Raw genomic sequence first — 19,766 nt, 5'->3', positions numbered from 1 at the left:
CGACACGACATGCCCTTCGGGGCGCAGATCACGGCGCAGGGCGTGTGCTTCCGCCTGTGGGCGCCCGGCTGCGAACAGGTGGGACTGTGCATCTCGGACGAGCAGCACGAGCCGGCGCTGCCGATGGCCGCGTGTGGCGACGGCTGGTTCGAACTCATCGTGTCTCATGCCGGCGCGGGAACGCGCTATCGCTTCGAGGTCAACGACGGCCTGCGCGTCCCGGACCCGGCCTCGCGCTTCAATCCGGACGACGTGCACGGCGCGAGCGAGGTGATCGACCCGGCGGCCTTCGACTGGCAGGACGCGACATGGCGAGGACGGCCTTGGGAAGAAGCGGTGGTGTATGAACTGCACGTGGGTGCCTTCTCGCCGGAGGACAGCTTCGAAGGCGTGATGAAGCGTCTGGACTACCTCGTGGAACTGGGCGTGACGGCGATCGAGCTGATGCCGGTGGCGGATTTCCCGGGCGCGCGCAATTGGGGCTACGATGGCGTGCTGCCTTTCGCGCCGGATAGCCGCTACGGCCGGCCGGAGGACCTGAAAGCATTGGTGCAGGCCGCGCACGCGAAGGGTCTGATGGTACTGCTGGACGTGGTGTACAACCACTTTGGGCCGGAGGGAAACTATCTCTACGTCTATGCGAAAAATTTTTTCACCGAGCGCCACCACACCCCTTGGGGCGCGGCGATCAATTTCGACGGACCGGGCAACCGCGAGGTGCGCGAGTTCTTTATTCACAACGCGCTGTATTGGCTGCAGGAGTATCGCTTCGATGGCCTGCGCCTGGATGCGGTGCACGCGATCGTTGACGACTCCGAGCAGCACATTCTCACCGAACTGGCGGAGCGGGTGCATGCGAGCATCGGCTCCGAACGCCACGTGCATTTGGTTCTGGAGAACGATGCCAACGAGGTGTGCCATCTTGGCCCGGGCCTTTACGCCGCGCAGTGGAACGACGACATTCACCACGCGCTGCACGTCCTCTGCACCGGCGAGACGGACGGCTATTACGCGGACTATGCGGATGAGCCCATCCGCCATCTCGGACGTTGCCTGGCGGAAGGCTTCGCCTATCAAGGCGAGGCGTCGGCCTATCGCGAGCACGTGGCGCGCGGCGAGATGAGCGCGCATCTGCCGCCGCAGGCCTTCGTGTCCTTCCTGCAGTGCCACGATCAGGTGGGCAACCGCGCGTACGGCGAGCGCATTACCCACATTGCGCCGGAGCCGGCAGTGCGCGCGGCGGTGGCAGTCTATCTGCTGGCGCCGAGTATTCCCATGCTGTTCATGGGCGAGGAGTTTGCCGCGACGTCGCCGTTCCAGTTTTTCTGCGACTTCGGTGATGATCTGCGCGAGGCGGTCACGCAGGGGCGGCGGCGCGAGTTCGGCAAGTTCGCGCGCTTCGCCGACTCGGCGGCGCAGGCAGCGATACCGGACCCGAATCGGGTCGAGACCTTCCTCGGTTCAAGGCTCGATTGGGGCTCGCTCAACGACGGGGTGCGGGCGGACTGGCTGGCCTATTACCGCGAACTACTGAAACTGCGCCGGGACGTCATCATGCCGCGCCTGCGCGGCATGAGCGGGCGCGCAGCACAGTTCGAAGTGTTGGCGCCGGGCGGATTGCGGGTTCAGTGGCGCTTGGGCGACGGCTCGACGCTGCGGCTGCTGGCGAATTGCTCCAACGACCCGCTGAACACGACAGCGCCGGCGGGAGACCGCGTGTTTGCCACGCCGGTGGAGGCGGGTGCCGGCGAGGGCACGCTCGCGCTCGGGCCGTGGTCGGTGGTGTGGACGCTCGATGACAGGGAAGGAAAGGCATGAGCGATCTGCTTGATCAGCTGTGCGAGCGCTGCGGCGTGCTGCCCGAGTACCGCGACATCTGGGGCAATGCCCATCACACCTCCGATGCGGCGAAGCGTGCGCTGCTGGCCGCGATGGGGGTCGCGGCGAACACCGAAGATGAGATCGCCCGCTCGCTGCACGGCTTCGAGCGGCGCGAATGGGAGCGGCCGCTGTCGCCGGTGCAGGTGGTGCGTGAGGCGGCGCGGCCGCATCGGGTCGCGATTTCGCTGCCCGCGGCCGAGGAGCAGCTGACCTACTGCTGGTGCCTGCGCCGAGAGTCCGGCGCCGAGGAACGGGGCGAGTTTTCCCCGTTCGCACTGGAAGAGGTCGGGCGCCGCGATTTCGACGAGCGGACCTTCGTGCGGCGCGTGCTGGCGCTCGTTCTGCCGCTGGAGCCGGGCTATCACCGCTTCGCCATCGAACGCGGTGATGGGAAGGGTCTGACCGGCGAGATGTCGCTCATCGTCGCACCCGCCGCCTGCTACGAGCCGCCAGTGATTCAGGGCGACGGGCGGGTGTGGGGCTTCGCGGCCCAACTCTACGGCATCCGCTCCGAGCGCAACTGGGGCATCGGCGATTTCGGCGATCTGCGCCGCATGATCGAGTTCTGTGGGGAAGTGGGCGCGGGCACGGTCCTGTTGAATCCGCTGCATGCCCTGTTCCCGGACGCGCCGGACCATGCGAGCCCCTACAGTCCGTCCAATCGCGCCTATTTCAACACGCTGTATCTGGATGTGGATGCCATCGCCGATTTCGCCGAGTGCGCGGAGGCCCAGGCGATGGTGCATGCGCCCCAGTTCCAGGCGCAGCTGCGGGCGCTGCGTGCCGCCGGGCAGGTGGACTACCGCGGCGTAGCGGAGGTGAAGTCGAAGGTCCTCGACCGTTTGTACGGGCATTTCCGCGCCCATCATCTGGCGCGCCACACCGACCGGGCGCGGGCGTTCCGCGCGTTTCAGTCCGAACACGGCGAAAGCCTGCGCAAGCAGGCGCTGTTCGAGGCGCTGCAGGAACACTTCCGCGCACAGGACAGCGGGGTATGGGGCTGGCCGGCGTGGCCGGAGGCCTACCTCGACCAGCATGCGCCGGAGGTGGCGGCGTTCTGCGACGTCCATCTCGATCGGGTGGAGTTTTTCGAATACCTGCAGTGGCAGGCGGCCGGGCAGCTCGCCGCAGCCGGCACGCGTTCGTGGGAACTGGGTCTCGGCATCGGGATCATGCTCGATCTGGCGATCGGCGTGGCGGAAGGCGGCGCGGCCACCTGGACGCGGCGCGAACTGTACGCGCTGGGGGCGAGCACCGGCGCGCCGCCGGACGAGATCAACCGCCTGGGGCAGGACTGGGGCCTGCCGCCGTGGATTCCACATCAGCTGACCGCCGCGGCCTACGAGCCTTTCATTGAAATACTGCGCGCCAACATGCGCGACTCCGGCGCACTGCGCATGGACCACGTGATGGGGCTGCAGCGCCTGTTCTGGGTGGCGCGCGGACTGCCCGTGGCGGAGGGCGCCTATGTCGCCTATCCGTTCGAGGATCTGCTTGGAATCCTCGCGCTGGAGAGCCAGCGCAACCGCTGCCTGGTGGTGGGCGAGGATATCGGCACGGTGCCGGACGAAGTGCGCCACGCCCTGCAGCCGATGGGGGTGCTGTCCACGCGGCTGCTGTATTTCGAGCGGCAGGACGACGGCCGGCTGAAGCCGCCGCAGGCGTACCCGGTGAATGCCGTGGCCGCGGTGACCACCCACGATCTGCCGACCTTGGCGGGCTTCTGGCAGGGGCTGGACATCGACCTGCGCGCACAACTGCATCTGTTCCCGGACGACGAGGTGCGCAACCATCAGGTCATCGCGCGTTCGGAGGACGGCGCGCAATTGCTGGTGGCGCTGGAAGGCGAGGGCGTGCTGCCGCCCGGCAGCGGGCTGCAGCCGGTGGCCTTCCCCGAGATGACAGCCGAGCTGGCGGCCGCGGTGTACACTTATCTGGCGCGGGCGCCGTCCAAGCTGCTGCTGGTGCAGATGGAAGACGGCTTCGGCGTGCGCGAGCAGCCCAACCTGCCGGGCATCATGGAGCCGGCCTACCCGTGCTGGCGGCTGAAGATGCCGCTCAATCTGGAGGAGTGGCACGGCAGCGTCTACCTGCAGGGCATCCTGCAGGCGCTGCGCCAGGAGCGGCCAGTGACCCATATGCCCGGTCCCGCTGGCGGCGGGGCGGAGGGCGGCGTGCACCTGTGGATTCCGCGCGCGACCTACCGGCTGCAATTGAATCGCGATTTCAATCTGCGCCAGGCGACGGAGCTGCTGCCCTACCTGGACGAGCTGGGGATCAGCCACTGCTACCTGTCGCCGGTTCTGAAGGCGCGACCAGGCAGCCGCCATGGCTACGACATCACCGACCACAGCAGTCTCAATCCGGAGATCGCCAGCGCCGAGGACTTCGAGCAGTTCGTCGCAGCGCTCAAGCGTTGCGGCATGGGGCAGATCATGGACATGGTGCCCAATCACATGAGTATCATGGGTGCCGACAACGGCTGGTGGCTGGATGTGCTGGAGAACGGCCCGGCATCCAGGTTCGCCGGCTACTTCGACATCGACTGGTATCCCATCGCCGAGGACCTGCCGGGCCGGGTGCTGCTGCCGGTGCTGGGCGACCACTACGGGGCGGTTCTGGAGAACGGCGAACTCAAGCTCGCATTCGACGCGGAGCAGGGTTCCTTCAGCGTGTTTTATTACGAGCACCGCTTCCCGGTCGACCCGCGGGAGTATCCGCGCATCCTGGCGCACGGCCTGGAACGCCTGCAGGCGCGCCTGGGGGCGGAGGATGCGGTGCTGTTGGAGTTCCAGTCGCTGGCCACGGCCTTCGCCCATCTGCCCTCGCGCGACAGTGTGGCCCCCGAGGCGGTGGCCGAACGCGCCCGCGACAAGGAAGTGCACAAGCATCACCTGGCCTCGCTGTATGTGGGCAGCGCCGACATCGCCCAGTTCGTTCAGGAGAACGTGGCGGAGTTCAACGGCGTCGCGCCGGGTGCGGCGAATTTCGATTTCATGCACGAGCTGCTGCAGGCGCAGGCCTACCGCCTGGCCTTCTGGCGCATGGCGGCAGACGAGGTCAACTACCGCCGCTTCTTCGACATCAACGATCTGGCGGCGCTGCGCATGGACAACCCGGAGGTGTTCGAGGCCACACACCGCCTGGTGCGCGAACTGCTGGCGCGCGGCTATGTGAACGGTCTGCGCATCGATCATCCGGACGGCTTGTATGCGCCGAAGGAATATTTCGGGCGCCTGCAGTCGATGGCGGCGGCGCTTTCGCCCAAGACGGCGGAGGAAAACGACAGACCGCTGTACCTGGTGGTGGAGAAGATTCTCGCCGCCCACGAATACCTGCCGGAGTCGTGGCCGATCCACGGCACCACCGGCTACGACTTCTGCGCGGCGTGCAGCGGCCTGTTCGTCGACGGTAGCGCCGAAGATCGCTTCACCCGCATCTATCAGGGCTTCATCCGGGCGCGCCTGAATCTCGATGAGATGGTGCGTGCCAACAAGCACCTGATCATGGAGACCTCGCTGGCGGGCGAACTGCAGGTGCTGGCCACCCAACTCACGCGCCTCGCCAAGGGGGATCGCCGCACCTGCGACTTCACCTTCAACAGCCTGCGCAGCGCACTGGCCGAAATCGTCGCGAGCTTTCCGGTCTATCGCACTTATGTGGCGGCCTGCGAGGCCTCGCCGGACGACGCGCGCTACGTGGACTGGGCGGTGGGGGTGGCGAAGAAGCGCAGCCAGGCGGCGGACACCGGCATTTTCGATTTCGTGCGCGACGTGCTGCTGGCGCGGCAGGGGCAGGGCCGGAGCGAGGACTACCGGCAGGCGGCGTGCGCCTTCGCCATGAAGTTTCAGCAGTACAGCAGCCCGGTGATGGCCAAGGCGGTAGAGGACACCACCTTCTACCAGTACAACCGGCTGGTGTCCCTGAACGAAGTGGGCGGCGATCCGCACCGCTTCGGCGTGTCGCTCGCGGCATTTCACCGCGAGAATCAAGAGCGCGCCCGCCGCTGGCCGCACGCCATGCTGGCCAGTTCCACCCACGACAACAAGCGCTCGGAAGACGTGCGGGCGCGGCTCAGCGTGCTTTCGGAGATGCCGGACGAGTGGCACCACGCGCTTTCCCGCTGGAGCAAGCTCAACCGCAGCAAGCGCCGCAAGCTGGGCACGGAGCGCGCGCCCAGCTGCAACGACGAGTATCTGCTGTACCAGACCCTGCTTGGGGTATGGTCGTTCGAGACGCCGGACGCGGAAGGCCTTGCCGGGCTGGCGCAACGGGTCGAGGTCTACATGCTCAAGGCCGGGCGCGAAGCCAAGGTGCATAGCTCGTGGATCAATCCGAACACCGACTACGAGGAGGCGACGCGCGACTTCGTGCGCGCGCTGCTGGCGCCCGAGCCCGGCAATCTGTTCCTGCGCGATTTCCTGCCGTTTCAGCAGCGGGTCGCGCGCGTAGGCGCGTTCAACAGCCTGTCGCAGTTGCTGCTCAAGCTCACCTCACCGGGGGTGCCGGACATCTATCAGGGCAACGAGGTGTGGGACTTCAGTCTGGTTGACCCGGATAACCGGCGGCCGGTGGATTACGAGGCGCGGCATGGCGCCTTGAAAGCGATCAAGACCATGCATGCTGATCAGGGGGCGGCGATGTGTGCGCAAAGCCTCCTCGATACGCTGCAGAACGGACAGATCAAGCTCTATCTGACTTGGAAGATGCTGGCATTTCGGCGCGAGTGCGAGCAACTCTTCCGTGAAGGTGACTATCTGCCGTTAAAAGTGCACGGAGAGCACGCGGAGCAGATCTGCGCCTACGCCCGGCACTTCAGTGGCGAAACGCTGATGGTCATCGTGCCGCGTCTGCTGGGTGGGCTCATGGGTGAAGCGGGGCGTCTTCCCGTCGGCCAGGCCGTATGGGGTGACACTTGGCTCGAACTGCCGCCGGAGCGCATGCATGAGCAGTGGAGCAATGTGTTGATTGAGCAGACAGTCAAGACACAGATGCTTGGCGAGGGACGTGGGCTCTCGCTGGCGCAGGTCTTCGAGGCTTTTCCTTATGCGCTGCTGCGGGCGCACAAGGCAGATGTCTGATCGCAGCGAACTTCTTGAGGAGGGGTGAACATGGCTGAAACCAGTATGGGGAATCAGGAAGCGGGCGCGATGGGGTTCTGGCATCGCTATCGTCTGTTGATCGTTGTCGTCGCGATCAGTGTCGCGATCATCGGGTGGCTATATGTTTCGAAGGGCATGGCCGTGCGGCACGTTGAAGAAGCCGCAGCAGCTCAGCGGGCGGAACTGGTGAAGCAGGCCGAGGCACGCCAGACCGAGACGGTGAGGCAGTCGTTGACGATGTTCGGGGTGCCGCTGGCGTGGGCGATTCGGCGGGAGATGATGGCTGACAACCTGGATCAGGTGGACCAGTCCGTGACCGATCTGGTGAAGCAGAAAGGCTTTGAGCGGGTGGTGGTGGCAAAGGCGGACGGTTCGGTGATGGTCGCCAGCGACCGCAAGCATAAGGGCGCAGCCTTCAGCCGTCTGTATGCGGAGCGTTACCTGGGTGCGGAGCAGATCAGCGCCGAGGAGACGGGCCCGGGCAAGTGGCTGGTGGTTGTGCCCATCATGGGCCTGAATGCGCGGCTAGGCACGGTGGCGATGGACTACCAGGCGCCGGCGTCCACGCTGGGCCAGTAGTAGCCGCTTAGGCTTGGCGCTGGAGCAGCACGACTGACCGCGTCGCCACCTTTAGCTTGGCGCCGGCATTAAGCGGAGGAGAGTCGTCGATCCAGCCTTGCATGGTGTCGAGCAGCGTGACCCAGCACTGGCCCCAGCGTTTGGCTGGCAGCCTGAACTCTAGCGCCTCATAGTGGGCGTTGAAGATGAGGAAGAAGCTGGCATCTGTAACCGGTTCGCCGCGCGTGTTGGGGTTGGGAATGGTGTCGCCGTTGATGAAGATGCCGAGGCTTTTGGCGAAGCCTTCGCCCCAGTGCTCCTCGTTCATCAGTTCGCCGGTGTGAGTGAACCAGGCGATATCCTTGCTGTCACCACCGTGGATAGCGCGGCCCTGAAACCAGCCGCGGCGGCGGAAGACTGGGTGGGCATGGCGGAAGGCGATCAGCCGCTGGCAGAACGCGAGGAGATCCTGGTCGATGTGCGCCCAGTCGAGCCAGGAGATTTCGTTGTCCTGGCAGTAGGCATTGTTGTTGCCGTTCTGGCTGCGGCCAAGTTCGTCCCCCGCGAGCAGCATGGGAATGCCTTGGGATAACATCAGCGTGACCAGGAAATTGCGCTGCTGCCGGGCGCGCAGGGCGAGCACTTCGGGATCATCGGTGGGTCCTTCGACGCCCCAGTTCCAGGAACGGTTATCGTCGGTGCCATCCCGGTTGTCTTCGCCATTGGCCAGATTGTGCTTGTCGTTGTACGACACCAGGTCGCGCAGGGTGAAACCGTCATGGGCGGTGACGAAGTTGATGCTGGTGAACGGGTTGCGCGAGTCGTCGGCATACAGGTCGGAACTGCCGGTGAAGCGGTAGGCGAATTCAGCCAGGGTTTCATCCTGACCGCGCCAGAAGTCGCGCAGGCAGTCGCGGTACTTGCCGTTCCACTCCGACCAACCGGGCGGGAAGTTGCCGACCTGGTAGCCGCCTTCGCCCACGTCCCAGGGTTCGGCAATGAGCTTGACCTGGCTGATCACCGGATCCTGCTGAATGATGTCAAAGAAGGCGGACAGGCGTTCCACCTCGTGCAGCTCACGCGCGAGGGCGGCGGCGAGGTCGAAGCGGAAGCCATCCACGTGCATCTCCAGCACCCAGTAGCGCAACGAATCCATGATGAGCTGCAATACGTGGGGATGGCGCATGTTGAGGCTGTTGCCGGTGCCGGTGTAGTCCATGTAGTGGCGAGGGTCATCCTCCATCAACCGGTAGTAATAGGCGTTGTCGACGCCTTTGAAGCAGAGCACGGGGCCGAGATGGTTGCCTTCCGCCGTGTGGTTGTAGACCACGTCGAGGATGACTTCGATGCCGGCCTGGTGTATGACCTTCACCATCTGCTTGAATTCGGCCACGGCGGCACCGGGGCGCTTGTCGGCAGCGTAGTCGGCGTGGGGCGCGAAATAGCAGATGGAGTTGTATCCCCAATAGTTGCGCAGTCCCCGCTCGACCAGATGTTTGTCATGCACGAAGTAGTGCACCGGCATTAACTCGACCGCGGTGATGCCAAGCTGCTTCAGATAGTCGATCGACGCGGGATGCGCGAGACCGGCGTAGGTGCCGCGCAGCTCGAGCGGTACGTCCGGGTGCTGTGCCGTGAAACCTTTGACGTGCAGTTCGTAGATGACGGTTTCGTGCCAGGGCCGTTGTAGCAGGCGGTCCCCGGCCCAGTCGAAGAAGGGCTGTTGCACGATGCACTTGGGTATGAAAGGCGCGCTGTCCTCATCGTTGCGCTCGTCAGGGCCTGAGCTGAACTGGTAGGGGAATGCCGCTTCATCCCAACGAATGTCGCCGTCGATGGCCTTAGCGTAAGGATCGAGCAAGAGTTTGGCTGGATTGCAGCGATGGCCATGTTCGGGTGCCCACGGCCCGTGCACGCGGAAGCCATAGCGCTGCCCCGGCTCGATGTCAGGAAAGTAGCCGTGCCAGCAGTGACCGCTGACCTCCGGCAGATCGACCCGGGTTTCGCGGCCCTGTTCATCGAACAGGCACAGCTCGATGCGCTCAGCAACTTCCGAGAACAGAGATAAGTTGGTTCCTGCGCCGTCGTAGGTGGCGCCGGGCGGGTAGGGATTTCCTGGACAGACCCTCATGTTTTTTTAGTGGGCGTTGTTTTGTCGGCTATGTTTAAAGGATAAGCCATTTCAAACGACGGGTAAACGGTTTGGGGAATAGCGATGCTTGAAAGGCGGGGACGCGAAAAAGTGATGGCGTTTGTGATGGCGGGTGGCGAGGGCTCGCGTTTACGGCCGTTGACGAAGGATCGCTGCAAGCCGGCGGTGCCTTTCGGAAGCCGCTATCGCATCGTCGATTTCGTGTTGAGCAATCTGGTGAATTCGGATATTCGGTCGATCTATGTTCTGGTGCAGTACAAGCCGCAGTCGCTGATCGAGTATATCCGCAAGGCATGGACGGTCTCGACGCTGTTCCCGGAACAATTTGTCACCGTAGTTCCACCGCAGATGACCAAGGAACATACCCTGTTCGGTGGTACCGCCGATGCGGTGTATCAGAGCCTGAACCTGATGGAGATGCACCGTCCAGATCTGGTGCTGGTGTTCGGCGCGGATCACATCTACCGCATGGATGTGCGGCAAATGGTGCGCTTCCATTGCGAGAACGAGGCGGACGTGACGGTGGCGGCGTTGCCGGTCCCGCTGGATCAGGCTTGCCACTTCGGCATCATCGAGACCGACAAGGCGGGGCGGATTAGTGGGTTTCAGGAGAAGCCCTTGCAGGCGAAAACCCTGCCGCATGATCCGCAACGCGCCTACGCGTCCATGGGGAATTATCTGTTCAACGCGGATCTTCTGAGGGCGGCGTTGGAGGATGCGCACAAACGCGGCGAGACTGATTTCGGCATCCATGTCCTGCCGTGTCTTTCCAAGTCCCATCGGGTGCTTGCCTACGACTTTGCAACCAACGCGGTGCCTGGCACCAAATCCTATGAAGAAAAAGGCTATTGGCGCGATGTGGGAACGCTGGATGCCTATTTCGAGGCGCATCTGGATGGGCTCGGCATGGAACCGCGCTTCGACGCTTTCAATCCGCGATGGCCGATTTTTTCCAGTCATTATCATGGCCCGACTGCGCAGGTGTTTCGAGGCGAGCTCGACAATGTGTGCTTGGGCGCGGCGGCCATCGTGAGCGATGCGAAGATACGTAATTCGATTCTTCGGCGAGAAGTGGTGGTCGAATCGGGGGCCCAGATCGAGGATTGCGTGATCATGGACTATGTGCGCATCGGTGCCGGCGCCAAGCTGCGCCGTACGATCATCGATAGACATAACGTGATCGCGTCCGGCACGCAGATCGGCTACGACCACGAACGCGACCATGCGGCTGGCCATCACGTCACGGAAGGCGGGCTCGTTGTGGTTCCACTGGGAGATGTCCGGTATTACTCTCGCGATGATCATCGTACTGGGGGCGCGTATTCCGAGTAGATGTGAAGTGAGTCAGGTGAATTGGCCTGTCACCTTCAGTCTGGGAGTGGCCACTTTCCGTGACATGCCCGACGATACGAATCGCTTGCTCAAGCGTGCGGATGACCTGATGCGCGCGGTCGAGCAACAACGAGGGAAGAACCGAATCAGGCATTGAGGTGATCGGGCTGCCCAAGTCGTAGCAGGATCGGCGGATGGCCGCGCTTGTCCGCCGGGCGAGTGTTGCTCAGTCAAGACTTGGTGTTTCTCTTGCTGCCAGACCAGCGGTCGATGACACGCGCCGCCCAATCCCGGCCGCTGAGGCCGAAAGCCAGCGCCAGTGCTAGATAGATGGCGCCGAACAGAATTGCGAAGGCGGTCGTCAACAGTTGAGTGCCGATGGCGAGTTGCTCCAGCGCAACAAATACCGCAAACAGCTGTACGCCGTATTCCGAGATGGTGCTGATGGTTAGCGCCCCGTCGACGCCGAGGTTGCGCAGCCAGGCGAACACCCTGCGGTTGATGAAGCGCGCCAGCAGTGTGCCGAAGATGATGATCAACACGGCGACGATGATGTTGGGCAGATACAGCGCGATGCGGTTGAACAGATTCGCTACCGCGGTCAGCCCAAGGCTGCTCGACACGGTAACCAGAACGATCAACAGAACCAGCTAGTAGCTAACTTCGCTGATAACGCCGGCTAGGGTGATGTGCATGTCGCCATGCCTGAGGAATTCCTCGACGCCGGTTTTCTGGGCGAGGCTGTCGAAGTGGGCAAGCGCCAGTAGTCGTTTTATGCCGGTGCGCACGACTTTTGCGATCAACCAGCCGAAGAACAGGAGGACCAGGGCGGCAAGAAGCTTTGGCAGAAAATGCGCGAGTTGCGCGATGATGGAATCGAACGAGGAAATGAAAGGCTCTTTTCGCAAGCCGTAGTGACGGGCTCATTTGGTGAGCCACTTGGTGGCGGATACTGGCTTCATGGAGCAATGGCGCCGATGCCAGGAGATCGAAATGAGGAATCGGGAGATGAAGCGAATGAAGGCGGCGTTGGGTAAATTGACGCCGGGGCAACGCAAGGCATTGAGTGCGGAATTGGCGGCACTGGAATCGCGTCCGGTTTCGACAAATGTTGTTGAGGGACGATTCGCCCAGATGCCGACTTGCCCGCACTGCGCCGCCGAACGGGTGGTCAAGAATGGTTCCGCCCGCGGGCTGCAACGCTACAAGTGCCGGGGCTGTGGCAAGACCTTCTGCGCCTTGACTGGCATTCCACTGGCCGGATTGCACATGCGCGGCAGGTGGCTCGAACAGGCCACTGCCCTGCACGCCGGGCTCACGCTGCACGAGGTAGCCGACCGGCTCAATATTGCTGTCAGCACCGCGTTCCGCTGGCGGCACCGGTTCTTGGCACTGCCAAAGACCGTGCAGGCTAAGGCACTTTTCGGTATCGCGGAAGCGGATGAGACCTTTTTTCTGCGCTCCAATAAGGGGCAGCGGCGCGGGCTTAATCGGGTACCACGAAAGCGGGGCGGCAAGGCCAGCAAGCGCGGCTTGTCCGGTGAGCAGGTGCCTGTGCTTGTGGCTCGTGATCGCGCCGGCGGTACTGCCGACTTCATCCTCGAAGCGGTCGACAAGGAGCATGTCTCTGCTGTGTTGAAACCGCTGCTGGCTCAGGACGCTATCCTCTGCAACCGACGGCAGCAAGGCGCTGACTGCAGCAGCTAAGGACATCGGGGTGACTCATCACCCGGTGAACCTGTCCGCCGGTATCCGCGTCGATGGACCCTGGCATGTGCAGAACGTGAACGCCTACCACAGCCGCCTCAAGGACTGGATGCGCCGTTTTAAAGGCGTGGCCACGCGCTACCTCGACAGTTACCTCGGCTGGTTCCGTGCCATCGAGCGGTCGCGCGACGGCGACCTGAAACCCACTCAGTGGCTTGCGATGGCGGTCAGTGGTTGAGGTCATCAATACGATATGAGAAAAGAGCCAAATGAAAATATCGAATTGTTGTTGCATGGTTGAGCCTCCTTTGTATGATGTGCGCGGAACGAAGCGACAGTGCCGATTGCCGGCCGCCGTTCATGGCGAGGGTGGGAGCGGGGAACTCCCAAAGATGACACCCTGCTGTTTGCCGGTCGCTAGTTTCTGTTGAATGCGCTGGGCTTTCTTAGGTTAGGCTCTGTAATAATATGTGCGTCAGTATTGATTCGCAAGTTTACGAAACATGAAGTGTTTCCCGGAACCAAATGCAAACAACTTGTGGTAAAGATGGGGGCGAGATGGTTTAGGGACTAGCAGCCTGTCGGGCTTGCAGCCGATTTCCTTATAAGTCTGACAGGCTGCTAGGCTACATTTTCCGCTTCGGCGACACCCAGAATTTCAGCAACGCCGCTGCCAACATCGCGCAGCCGGCGGCAAAGCCGAATGCCGTTTCCAGCCTGAAACTCAGCCACAGCCAGCCGAACAGCAGCGAGGCGGGCAGCAGTTGGCCGAGCAGCCAGACGGTGGCGGGGAGGCTAAATAAGGATTTCAGCAAGGCATTTGCTCGTGAGGGGTAAGTGCCAGCTTAGAGCAACCTTGAATTCATGACAACCGTGGTGGTTGGTCGGGCCGGGCTTTTATCGTACAATTATTCTCTTGATCTGGATCAAAAAAACTTCGCGGAGGATTTTGTAAGTGTTTGTTAAGTCGAAAAATTGTTTGTACCTGTTAATGGCTGTTTTGGCGCTGGCGCCAGTCGGCGCTGCCGCGGCGGATAAGCCGGCGGCCAAGTCATCCGCCAAAAAGTCGGTCAAGTCATCGGTCAAGGCGCCGACGGCTGAGGCTTCTGAGCCCGCGTCCGCCAACAAGCCAGTTACCACCCATATTTCCGCCGCCATCGCGGCGCTCAAGGCGGACCCGGAAACCGGGCGTCAGATCAACGGCGTGTGTGCTGCCTGTCACGGCGATACCGGCCAGGGCGGCAAGAAGGGCGAATACCCGCGCCTGGCAGGGCAGCACGTCGAATACCTGATGGACCAGCTGAAGAAGTTTAAAGAGCGCAAGCGGACTAACCTGCCGATGTTCCCCTACACCGAGGAGCGTGAGCTGCCGGACGAGGATCTCGTCCATATCGCGGCCTATCTGGCTTCGATCAAGCTGGATACTGACTATCCGGTATTCAAGGAATCAGATGACGCGCTGACCCGGTTGCTGGCGGTGGAGAAGGTGCTGAACATCCCCCGTTCCGAGGGAGATATTGAGGCCGGGTTGAAGGTCTACAAGACCGAATGCGCTTCCTGCCACAAGAAGGACGGGATGGGCAACAAAACCGTGCCGATGCTGACCGGTCAGTATACGGTATACCTCAAGCGCCAGATCGACAAGTTCATCAAGGGCGAACGCATTCATGACGAGGAGATGAAGGATCCCAGCAAGGACGTCCTGAACCAGCTCAAGCCCGAAGAAATCCGCGATATCCTGGCTTACCTTACAACGCTTGACGATTAAGCGCCCAGGCAACGTGCTCGCGCACCAGTTCGGATGGATGGTTCAAACGCTGCCTTAGGGCAGCGGTGATCTCAACGGCTGGCCGCGCGTTTCCCAATCCCACTGCCAGATTGCGTAGCCAGCGTTCGTGGCCGATCCTGCGGATAGGGCTACCGGCGAGCCTGCTGTCGAATTCCTTTTCATTCCACAGGAACAATTCAATCAGGCTGGCATTGTCCAGGCCATGGCGCACGGCGAAGTCTGGCTCGCGCGTGAGCTGGCCGAATTTGTTCCACGGGCAGGCCAGCTGGCAGTCGTCGCAGCCGTAGACGCGATTGCCGATCAGGGGGCGCAGTTCTTTCGGGATGCTGCCTTTGAGCTCGATGGTGAGGTAGGAGATGCAGCGCCGTGCATCCACCTGGTAGGGTGCGACGATCGCATCGGTGGGGCAGGAGGTCATGCAGCTGGTGCAGGTGCCGCAGTGGTTTTGCTCGGGTTCGTCGATGGGCAGCGGCAGGTCGGTATAGATTTCACCGAGAAAAAACCACGATCCGGCCGTGCGCGACAGCAGCAGCGAATGTTTTCCGCGCCAGCCCAGTCCGCTTTTGCTGGCCAGTTCCACTTCCATCACCGGTGCGCTGTCGGTGAAGGCGCGGTATTGGAACGGGCCGATTTCGCGCTGGATTTTTTCCGCCAGCTTCTGCAGTCGGGCTCGGATCAGCTTGTGATAGTCGCGGCCCAGTGCGTAGCGCGAGATGAAGGCTTTGCTGCCGTCTTCCATGACCGCGATGCTGTCGCGTGCCTGCGGCGGAAAGTAGGCCATGCGCGCCGTGATTACGCGCAGCGTGCCCGGCACCAGTTCCTGCGGACGGCTGCGCTTGACACCGTGGTTTGCCATATAATCCATCTCGCCATAGCAGCCCTGCGCCAGCCATTCCAGCAGGCGCACTTCGGCCTGGCCGAGGTCGGTGCCGGCGATGCCGATTGCCTGAAAGCCGAGTTCCATCCCCCAAGCCTTGATATTCGCGGCAATCTGCCGTAAATCCAGTTGGGAGTAATCAGTGAGAGCGTCCACGTGCATAGTTTAGATGAAAACCGCCAGCCGTCGACAATAACCCGCCATCTGGCCGATGAAAGCGCGACCGATGCGTTCGGCGCGAAACTGTCCAAGGTGCTGAAACCGGGCCTGATGATTACCCTGAGCGGCGACCTTGGTGCCGGCAAGACCGCGTTGGTGCGCGCCATGCTGCGCGCGCTGGGTTATCTTGGAAAAGTGAAAAGTCCGACCTATACTCTGGTTGAGTTTTATGTGATTTCTAGCTTATACTTATATCACTTTGATTTTTATCGCTTCAATGATCCGGACGAGTGGCACGAGGCGGGTTTTCGGGAATATTTCAACGAAAACTCGGTGTGTCTCGTCGAGTGGCCGGAAAAGGCAGGCGGCCTGCTGCCCCCACCGGACCTCAGGATTTCCCTGGATATCCGGGAATCTGGACGGGACATCACGGTTGAAGCGGGCAGCGAGAAGGGTCGGCAATGCTTGCAGGAATTAGAATAGCTCTCGTATTTCTGCTGGTCGCGGCGGCAAGTGTCCATGCGGAAATCGTCATCACTTCAGCGCGAGTCTGGCCAGCGGCCGATTACACGCGGGTCACGCTGGAATCCGCAAGCCCGGTCAAATATCAGTTTCTCGCTGTCAAGAATCCCGATCGTCTGGTGATCGACCTTGAAGGCGTGGATGTCAATTCCGCGCTGGAAGGGCTTGCAGCCAAAGTCGCGGCAAATGATCCTTACATCAAGCTGGTGCGCGTCGCCCGCAACAAGCCGGGCGTGGTGCGAGTAGTGCTGGACCTGAAAGGCGAGGTCAAGCCGCAGATGTTCACCCTGCCGCCCTACGGCGAATACGGCCACCGTCTGGTGCTGGATATTTATCCATTACAGCCGGCGGACCCGCTGATGGCTCTGCTGGAAAAAACGGAAGTCGCTGTGCCGGGGGGCGTCAAAGAGCAGTCCGAGAAGTCGCCTGAACTGGCTAGCGCCACCACACTGGAAAGTCCGGCCAGCGAAAAGCCCGCTGAGCTTGCAAAGCCGGCAGAGAAACCGGCTCAGACTGAAATGCGTGCCTGGAAGCCGGAGGTGTCGCGCCTCATCACCATTGCGATCGATGCCGGGCACGGTGGCGAGGACCCTGGTGCGCATGGCAAAAATGGCTCCAGGGAAAAGGACGTGACCATGGCAATCGCCCGTCGTCTGAAAGCCCAGGTTGACGCGGAGCCGAACATGCGCGGTGTGCTGATTCGCGACGGCGACTTTTTCATCCCCCTGAACGGCCGCGTGATCAAGGCACGCAACGTCAAGGCCGACCTGTTCGTTTCGATCCACGCCGACGCCTTCGTCAAGCCCGATGCGCGCGGTTCCTCGGTGTTCGCGCTGTCGGAGCGTGGCGCCACCTCTGCCGCGGCGCGCTGGCTGGCAAAGAAAGAGAACGAGGCGGACCTGATCGGCGGCGTCAATATCGACGTCAAGGATATCTATCTCAAACAGACTTTGCTCGACTTGTCGCAGACCGCCACCATCAACGACAGCCTCAAGCTCGGCAAGGCCGTGCTCGGCGAACTCGGCGGCATCAATCAGCTGCACAAGGGCTCGGTGGAGCAAGCCGGCTTTGCCGTGCTGAAATCGCCGGACATCCCTTCGATTCTGGTGGAAACTGCCTTCATCTCCAACCCCGAGGAAGAGAAAAAACTCACGGACGACAACTACCAGGACAAAATGGCGGCGGCAATACTTGGCGGGATCAAGCGCTATTTTGCTAAGAATCCGCCGCTGGCACGCTCAAAAATGGCCAGCGCCGAATAGGGTATTGGATGCACCGGCGAGCGCCGGTGCAGGGTATGGTCAAACGCAGCCCGTAGGCTTCGGCAGACCGCCATACTTGGTGATCGGCTTCATCGGGCCGGTCATCCAGAGTTTGAATACGGTGTTCTGTTCCTCACCCAAGTATTTGGCGAATTTCCGTATCGGGGGCACGCTGCCGAATTCTTCGAAATATTCACGGGCTTTCATGATCTGAGCCCATTTGGCATCATCGAGCGTATAGCCGTCTGCATCCGCCATTGCCCGGCCAATCTCCTCGGTCCACACGCTCATGTCGGCGAGATAACCATCTCCGTCGCGATCTGGAAGTTCCATATTAAGTATTCCTTTCTGAATCTGAAAATTATTGATAACCACACCAGCAGCATGATTGCTTGCCGTGACTGTGTGTAGTCAACGTCAACGGTAATGTCTCTGTTTAGACCATGTCTTGACATTAGACAATAACCAATGAAAGCAGTCAAGAATTATCTGTATTCGTTTCAGTGCCGAGAGTCTCTGAATAAACAGTTCTCGCATAATGCGTATAATCGTTTTTTATTTGAATTATTTCTCAGGTCATTGAATGTCAGTCATAAGGATTTTGCCCGACCTACTCATTAACCAGATTGCCGCTGGTGAGGTGGTGGAGCGTCCTGCTTCGGCTTTGAAGGAGCTGCTGGAAAACAGTGTGGACGCAGCGGCAAACGAGATCGCAGTCACCCTGACGCAGGGCGGGATCAAGCAGCTGCGCGTTGCCGATGACGGTATTGGCATTGTCGCGGAGGAGTTGGCTTTGGCGCTGGCGCGTCACGCCACCAGCAAGATCGCTACACTCGACGACCTGGAGGCAGTGAATAGCCTCGGTTTTCGGGGCGAAGCGCTGGCCAGTATCGCCGCGGTGTCGCGCCTGTCGCTGACCAGCCGCCGACGGGGGGAGCGTCACGCCTGGAAAGTCGAGGCTGCCGGCGGCGACACCACCGGGCTGCAGCCGGCCGCGCTGGAATCGGGTACGGCGGTGGAGGTGCAGGACCTGTACTTCAACACCCCGGCGCGGCGCAAGTTCCTCAAGAGCGAGGCGACCGAATACGGTCACTGCGAGGAAATGTTCCGGCGTATCGCATTGAGCCGCACCGATATCGGCTTTGCCCTGCAGCATAACGGGCGCAAAATCTGGCAGCTTCCCGCAGGGTCGATGGAACGCCGTGCCGCCACGCTGCTTGGCGATGAGTTTGCAGCTGCCTCGGTCATTCTGGACGAGCGTGTCGGCAGCTTGCGCCTGTGGGGCATGGCGAGTCTGCCCGGATTTTCGCGCGGCGGGCGCGATGCCCAGTATTTTTACGTCAACGGCCGGTTTGTGCGCGACAAGCTGATCGCCCACGCCATCCGCGAGGCCTACAAGGATATTCTGCATCACGACCGCCATCCGGCATTTGCGCTGTTCCTCGAAATCGATCCGGAAGGGGTGGACGTCAACGTGCACCCCACCAAGATCGAAGTGCGTTTCCGCGATGCACGCGCCATTCACCAGTTCATTTATCATGCCCTGAACAAGGCGCTGTCGGCACCGATCCGTGCCCGGCAGGAATCCTCTACCGCGCCTTTGGCCGAACCGGCGCGTCAGGTTTCATTTCACTCATATTCCCAGCAGCAAGCCATGCCGCTCGGCGTGGCGGAGCGGACTGATCTCTACGAAACCCTGTTCGGCCGGATCGGCAAGCCTGAATCTGCACCGCCGACCGAGGTGGTGCCAGAAATTCCCCCGCTCGGCTTCGCCCTGGGGCAGCTGCACGGCGTCTATATTCTGGCTCAGAACGCCAAGGGGCTGGTGATCGTCGACATGCACGCCGCTCATGAGCGGGTCACCTACGAGAAGCTGAAAGCGGCGCTCGACAATCGCGCCGTCGCCATGCAGCCGCTACTGATCGCGGTGTCGTTCCATGCCGGGGCGCTGGATGTTGCCGTGGCCGAGGAGCATGCCGCCGCATTCGGCGCACTGGGTTTCGACATCGCCATACTGTCGCCGACCACGCTGGCGGTGCGGGCGCTACCGGCGCTGCTGCAGGATGCCGATCCGGTACTGCTGGCACGTGATCTTCTCAAGGAATTGCGCGAGTTCGGCGCCGACCGGGTGCTCGCCGAGCGGCGCAACGAACTGCTCGCCACGTTGGCCTGCCACGCTTCGGTGCGCGCCAACAGAAAACTGGCCGTGCCGGAAATGAATGCCCTGCTGCGTGAAATGGAGGCCACCGAGCGCGCCGACCAATGCAATCATGGTCGTCCCACCTGGCGCGAGATTTCCATGGAAGAGCTGGACAGGCTGTTCATGCGGGGGAAATAACAGTGATGGGTGATGAGGAATGGGAGATGAAAACCTCTCGATCATCCCCCCTCACTCCATTTGGCTTCCGGCTTGTCCGGCTTAGGC

At 61.8% G+C, this 19,766-nt stretch carries 14 protein-coding genes and 1 pseudogene; 9 read left to right on the top strand and 6 right to left on the bottom strand.

Features of this window, described 5'->3' with window-relative positions; all coding sequences use genetic code 11:
* The first annotated feature begins 9 nt into the window (after nucleotides 1-9).
* The 3 genes from treZ to VMV64_RS06155 are packed head-to-tail and all read left to right on the top strand — an operon-like array spanning nucleotide 10 to nucleotide 7,562.
* On the top strand, nucleotides 10-1,818 hold the full coding sequence (gene treZ / locus VMV64_RS06165; RefSeq protein WP_325329078.1) for a malto-oligosyltrehalose trehalohydrolase: 1,809 nt from the start codon (nucleotides 10-12) through the stop codon (nucleotides 1,816-1,818).
* Complete coding sequence (locus VMV64_RS06160) at nucleotides 1,815-6,962, top strand: malto-oligosyltrehalose synthase (protein ID WP_325329077.1); 5,148 nt, start codon at nucleotides 1,815-1,817, stop codon at nucleotides 6,960-6,962. The genes treZ and VMV64_RS06160 overlap by 4 nt, the downstream gene beginning before the upstream one ends.
* 30 nt (nucleotides 6,963-6,992) lie before the next feature.
* On the top strand, nucleotides 6,993-7,562 hold the full coding sequence (locus VMV64_RS06155; RefSeq protein ID WP_325329076.1) for a hypothetical protein: 570 nt from the start codon (nucleotides 6,993-6,995) through the stop codon (nucleotides 7,560-7,562).
* 7 nt (nucleotides 7,563-7,569) lie between these two features.
* Here VMV64_RS06155 and glgX read toward each other — a convergent pair whose 3' ends face one another.
* Nucleotides 7,570-9,672, bottom strand: coding sequence for a glycogen debranching protein GlgX (glgX, locus tag VMV64_RS06150; protein ID WP_325329075.1), 2,103 nt, complete (start codon nucleotides 9,670-9,672; stop codon nucleotides 7,570-7,572).
* 84 nt (nucleotides 9,673-9,756) lie between these two features.
* Here glgX and VMV64_RS06145 point away from each other — a divergent pair, with 84 nt between their 5' ends.
* Complete coding sequence (locus VMV64_RS06145; RefSeq protein ID WP_325329074.1) at nucleotides 9,757-11,025, top strand: glucose-1-phosphate adenylyltransferase; 1,269 nt, start codon at nucleotides 9,757-9,759, stop codon at nucleotides 11,023-11,025.
* 230 nt (nucleotides 11,026-11,255) lie between these two features.
* Here VMV64_RS06145 and VMV64_RS06140 read toward each other — a convergent pair whose 3' ends face one another.
* Nucleotides 11,256-11,666, bottom strand: coding sequence for a mechanosensitive ion channel family protein (locus VMV64_RS06140; RefSeq protein ID WP_325329073.1), 411 nt, complete (start codon nucleotides 11,664-11,666; stop codon nucleotides 11,256-11,258).
* A 9-nt stretch (nucleotides 11,667-11,675) separates the two neighbouring features.
* Nucleotides 11,676-11,933, bottom strand: coding sequence for a mechanosensitive ion channel family protein (locus VMV64_RS06135; RefSeq protein ID WP_325329072.1), 258 nt, complete (start codon nucleotides 11,931-11,933; stop codon nucleotides 11,676-11,678).
* A gap of 85 nt (nucleotides 11,934-12,018) precedes the next feature.
* Here VMV64_RS06135 and VMV64_RS06130 point away from each other — a divergent pair.
* Nucleotides 12,019-12,970 (top strand): annotated as a pseudogene (locus VMV64_RS06130) (IS1595 family transposase).
* A 388-nt stretch (nucleotides 12,971-13,358) separates the two neighbouring features.
* Here VMV64_RS06130 and VMV64_RS06125 read toward each other — a convergent pair.
* The gene (locus VMV64_RS06125; RefSeq protein ID WP_325329071.1) at nucleotides 13,359-13,547 is read right to left on the bottom strand and encodes a hypothetical protein; all 189 of its coding nucleotides are present in this window, start codon (nucleotides 13,545-13,547) and stop codon (nucleotides 13,359-13,361) included.
* Nucleotides 13,548-13,723: 176 nt separating this feature from the next.
* Here VMV64_RS06125 and VMV64_RS06120 point away from each other — a divergent pair, with 176 nt between their 5' ends.
* Nucleotides 13,724-14,500, top strand: a complete 777-nt coding sequence (locus VMV64_RS06120; protein WP_325329070.1) for a c-type cytochrome — start codon at nucleotides 13,724-13,726, stop codon at nucleotides 14,498-14,500.
* On the opposite strand, the gene queG is transcribed toward VMV64_RS06120, so the two are convergent.
* A complete protein-coding gene (gene queG / locus VMV64_RS06115; protein ID WP_414718846.1) occupies nucleotides 14,481-15,560 on the bottom strand; it encodes a tRNA epoxyqueuosine(34) reductase QueG in 1,080 nt (359 codons plus the stop codon). The two genes, VMV64_RS06120 and queG, sit on opposite strands and share 20 nt — an antisense overlap.
* Between queG and tsaE the strand changes: the two genes are divergently transcribed.
* Both tsaE and VMV64_RS06105 read left to right on the top strand, forming a co-directional pair.
* Nucleotides 15,528-16,040, top strand: coding sequence for a tRNA (adenosine(37)-N6)-threonylcarbamoyltransferase complex ATPase subunit type 1 TsaE (gene tsaE, locus VMV64_RS06110; RefSeq protein ID WP_414718845.1), 513 nt, complete (start codon nucleotides 15,528-15,530; stop codon nucleotides 16,038-16,040). The genes queG and tsaE overlap by 33 nt on opposite strands.
* The gene (locus tag VMV64_RS06105) at nucleotides 16,019-17,341 is read left to right on the top strand and encodes an N-acetylmuramoyl-L-alanine amidase (RefSeq protein ID WP_325329068.1); all 1,323 of its coding nucleotides are present in this window, start codon (nucleotides 16,019-16,021) and stop codon (nucleotides 17,339-17,341) included. Before tsaE ends, VMV64_RS06105 begins: the two co-directional genes overlap by 22 nt.
* Nucleotides 17,342-17,380: 39 nt before the next feature.
* Here the strand turns inward: VMV64_RS06105 and VMV64_RS06100 are convergent, their stop codons facing one another.
* The gene (locus VMV64_RS06100) at nucleotides 17,381-17,674 is read right to left on the bottom strand and encodes a TusE/DsrC/DsvC family sulfur relay protein (RefSeq protein ID WP_325329067.1); all 294 of its coding nucleotides are present in this window, start codon (nucleotides 17,672-17,674) and stop codon (nucleotides 17,381-17,383) included.
* A 250-nt stretch (nucleotides 17,675-17,924) separates the two neighbouring features.
* Here VMV64_RS06100 and mutL point away from each other — a divergent pair, with 250 nt between their 5' ends.
* Nucleotides 17,925-19,679, top strand: a complete 1,755-nt coding sequence (gene mutL / locus VMV64_RS06095; protein ID WP_325329066.1) for a DNA mismatch repair endonuclease MutL — start codon at nucleotides 17,925-17,927, stop codon at nucleotides 19,677-19,679.
* Nucleotides 19,680-19,766: the final 87 nt, after the last annotated feature.

It is taken from the genome of Sulfuricella sp. (genome assembly GCF_035531155.1).
Lineage (GTDB): Bacteria > Pseudomonadota > Gammaproteobacteria > Burkholderiales > Sulfuricellaceae > Sulfuricella.
This window is presented reverse-complemented; position numbering and strand designations above follow the sequence as displayed.

Coding starts and splice junctions, on each gene's coding strand:
- glgX (WP_325329075.1), bottom strand. CDS start 9,672: ATGAGGGTCTGTCCAGGAAATCCCTACCCGCCCGGCGCCACCTACGAC.
- VMV64_RS06160 (WP_325329077.1), top strand. CDS start 1,815: ATGAGCGATCTGCTTGATCAGCTGTGCGAGCGCTGCGGCGTGCTGCCC.
- VMV64_RS06100 (WP_325329067.1), bottom strand. CDS start 17,674: ATGGAACTTCCAGATCGCGACGGAGATGGTTATCTCGCCGACATGAGC.
- VMV64_RS06120 (WP_325329070.1), top strand. CDS start 13,724: ATGGCTGTTTTGGCGCTGGCGCCAGTCGGCGCTGCCGCGGCGGATAAG.
- queG (WP_414718846.1), bottom strand. CDS start 15,560: ATGCACGTGGACGCTCTCACTGATTACTCCCAACTGGATTTACGGCAG.
- VMV64_RS06155 (WP_325329076.1), top strand. CDS start 6,993: ATGGCTGAAACCAGTATGGGGAATCAGGAAGCGGGCGCGATGGGGTTC.
- mutL (WP_325329066.1), top strand. CDS start 17,925: ATGTCAGTCATAAGGATTTTGCCCGACCTACTCATTAACCAGATTGCC.
- VMV64_RS06105 (WP_325329068.1), top strand. CDS start 16,019: ATGCTTGCAGGAATTAGAATAGCTCTCGTATTTCTGCTGGTCGCGGCG.
- treZ (WP_325329078.1), top strand. CDS start 10: ATGCCCTTCGGGGCGCAGATCACGGCGCAGGGCGTGTGCTTCCGCCTG.
- VMV64_RS06145 (WP_325329074.1), top strand. CDS start 9,757: ATGCTTGAAAGGCGGGGACGCGAAAAAGTGATGGCGTTTGTGATGGCG.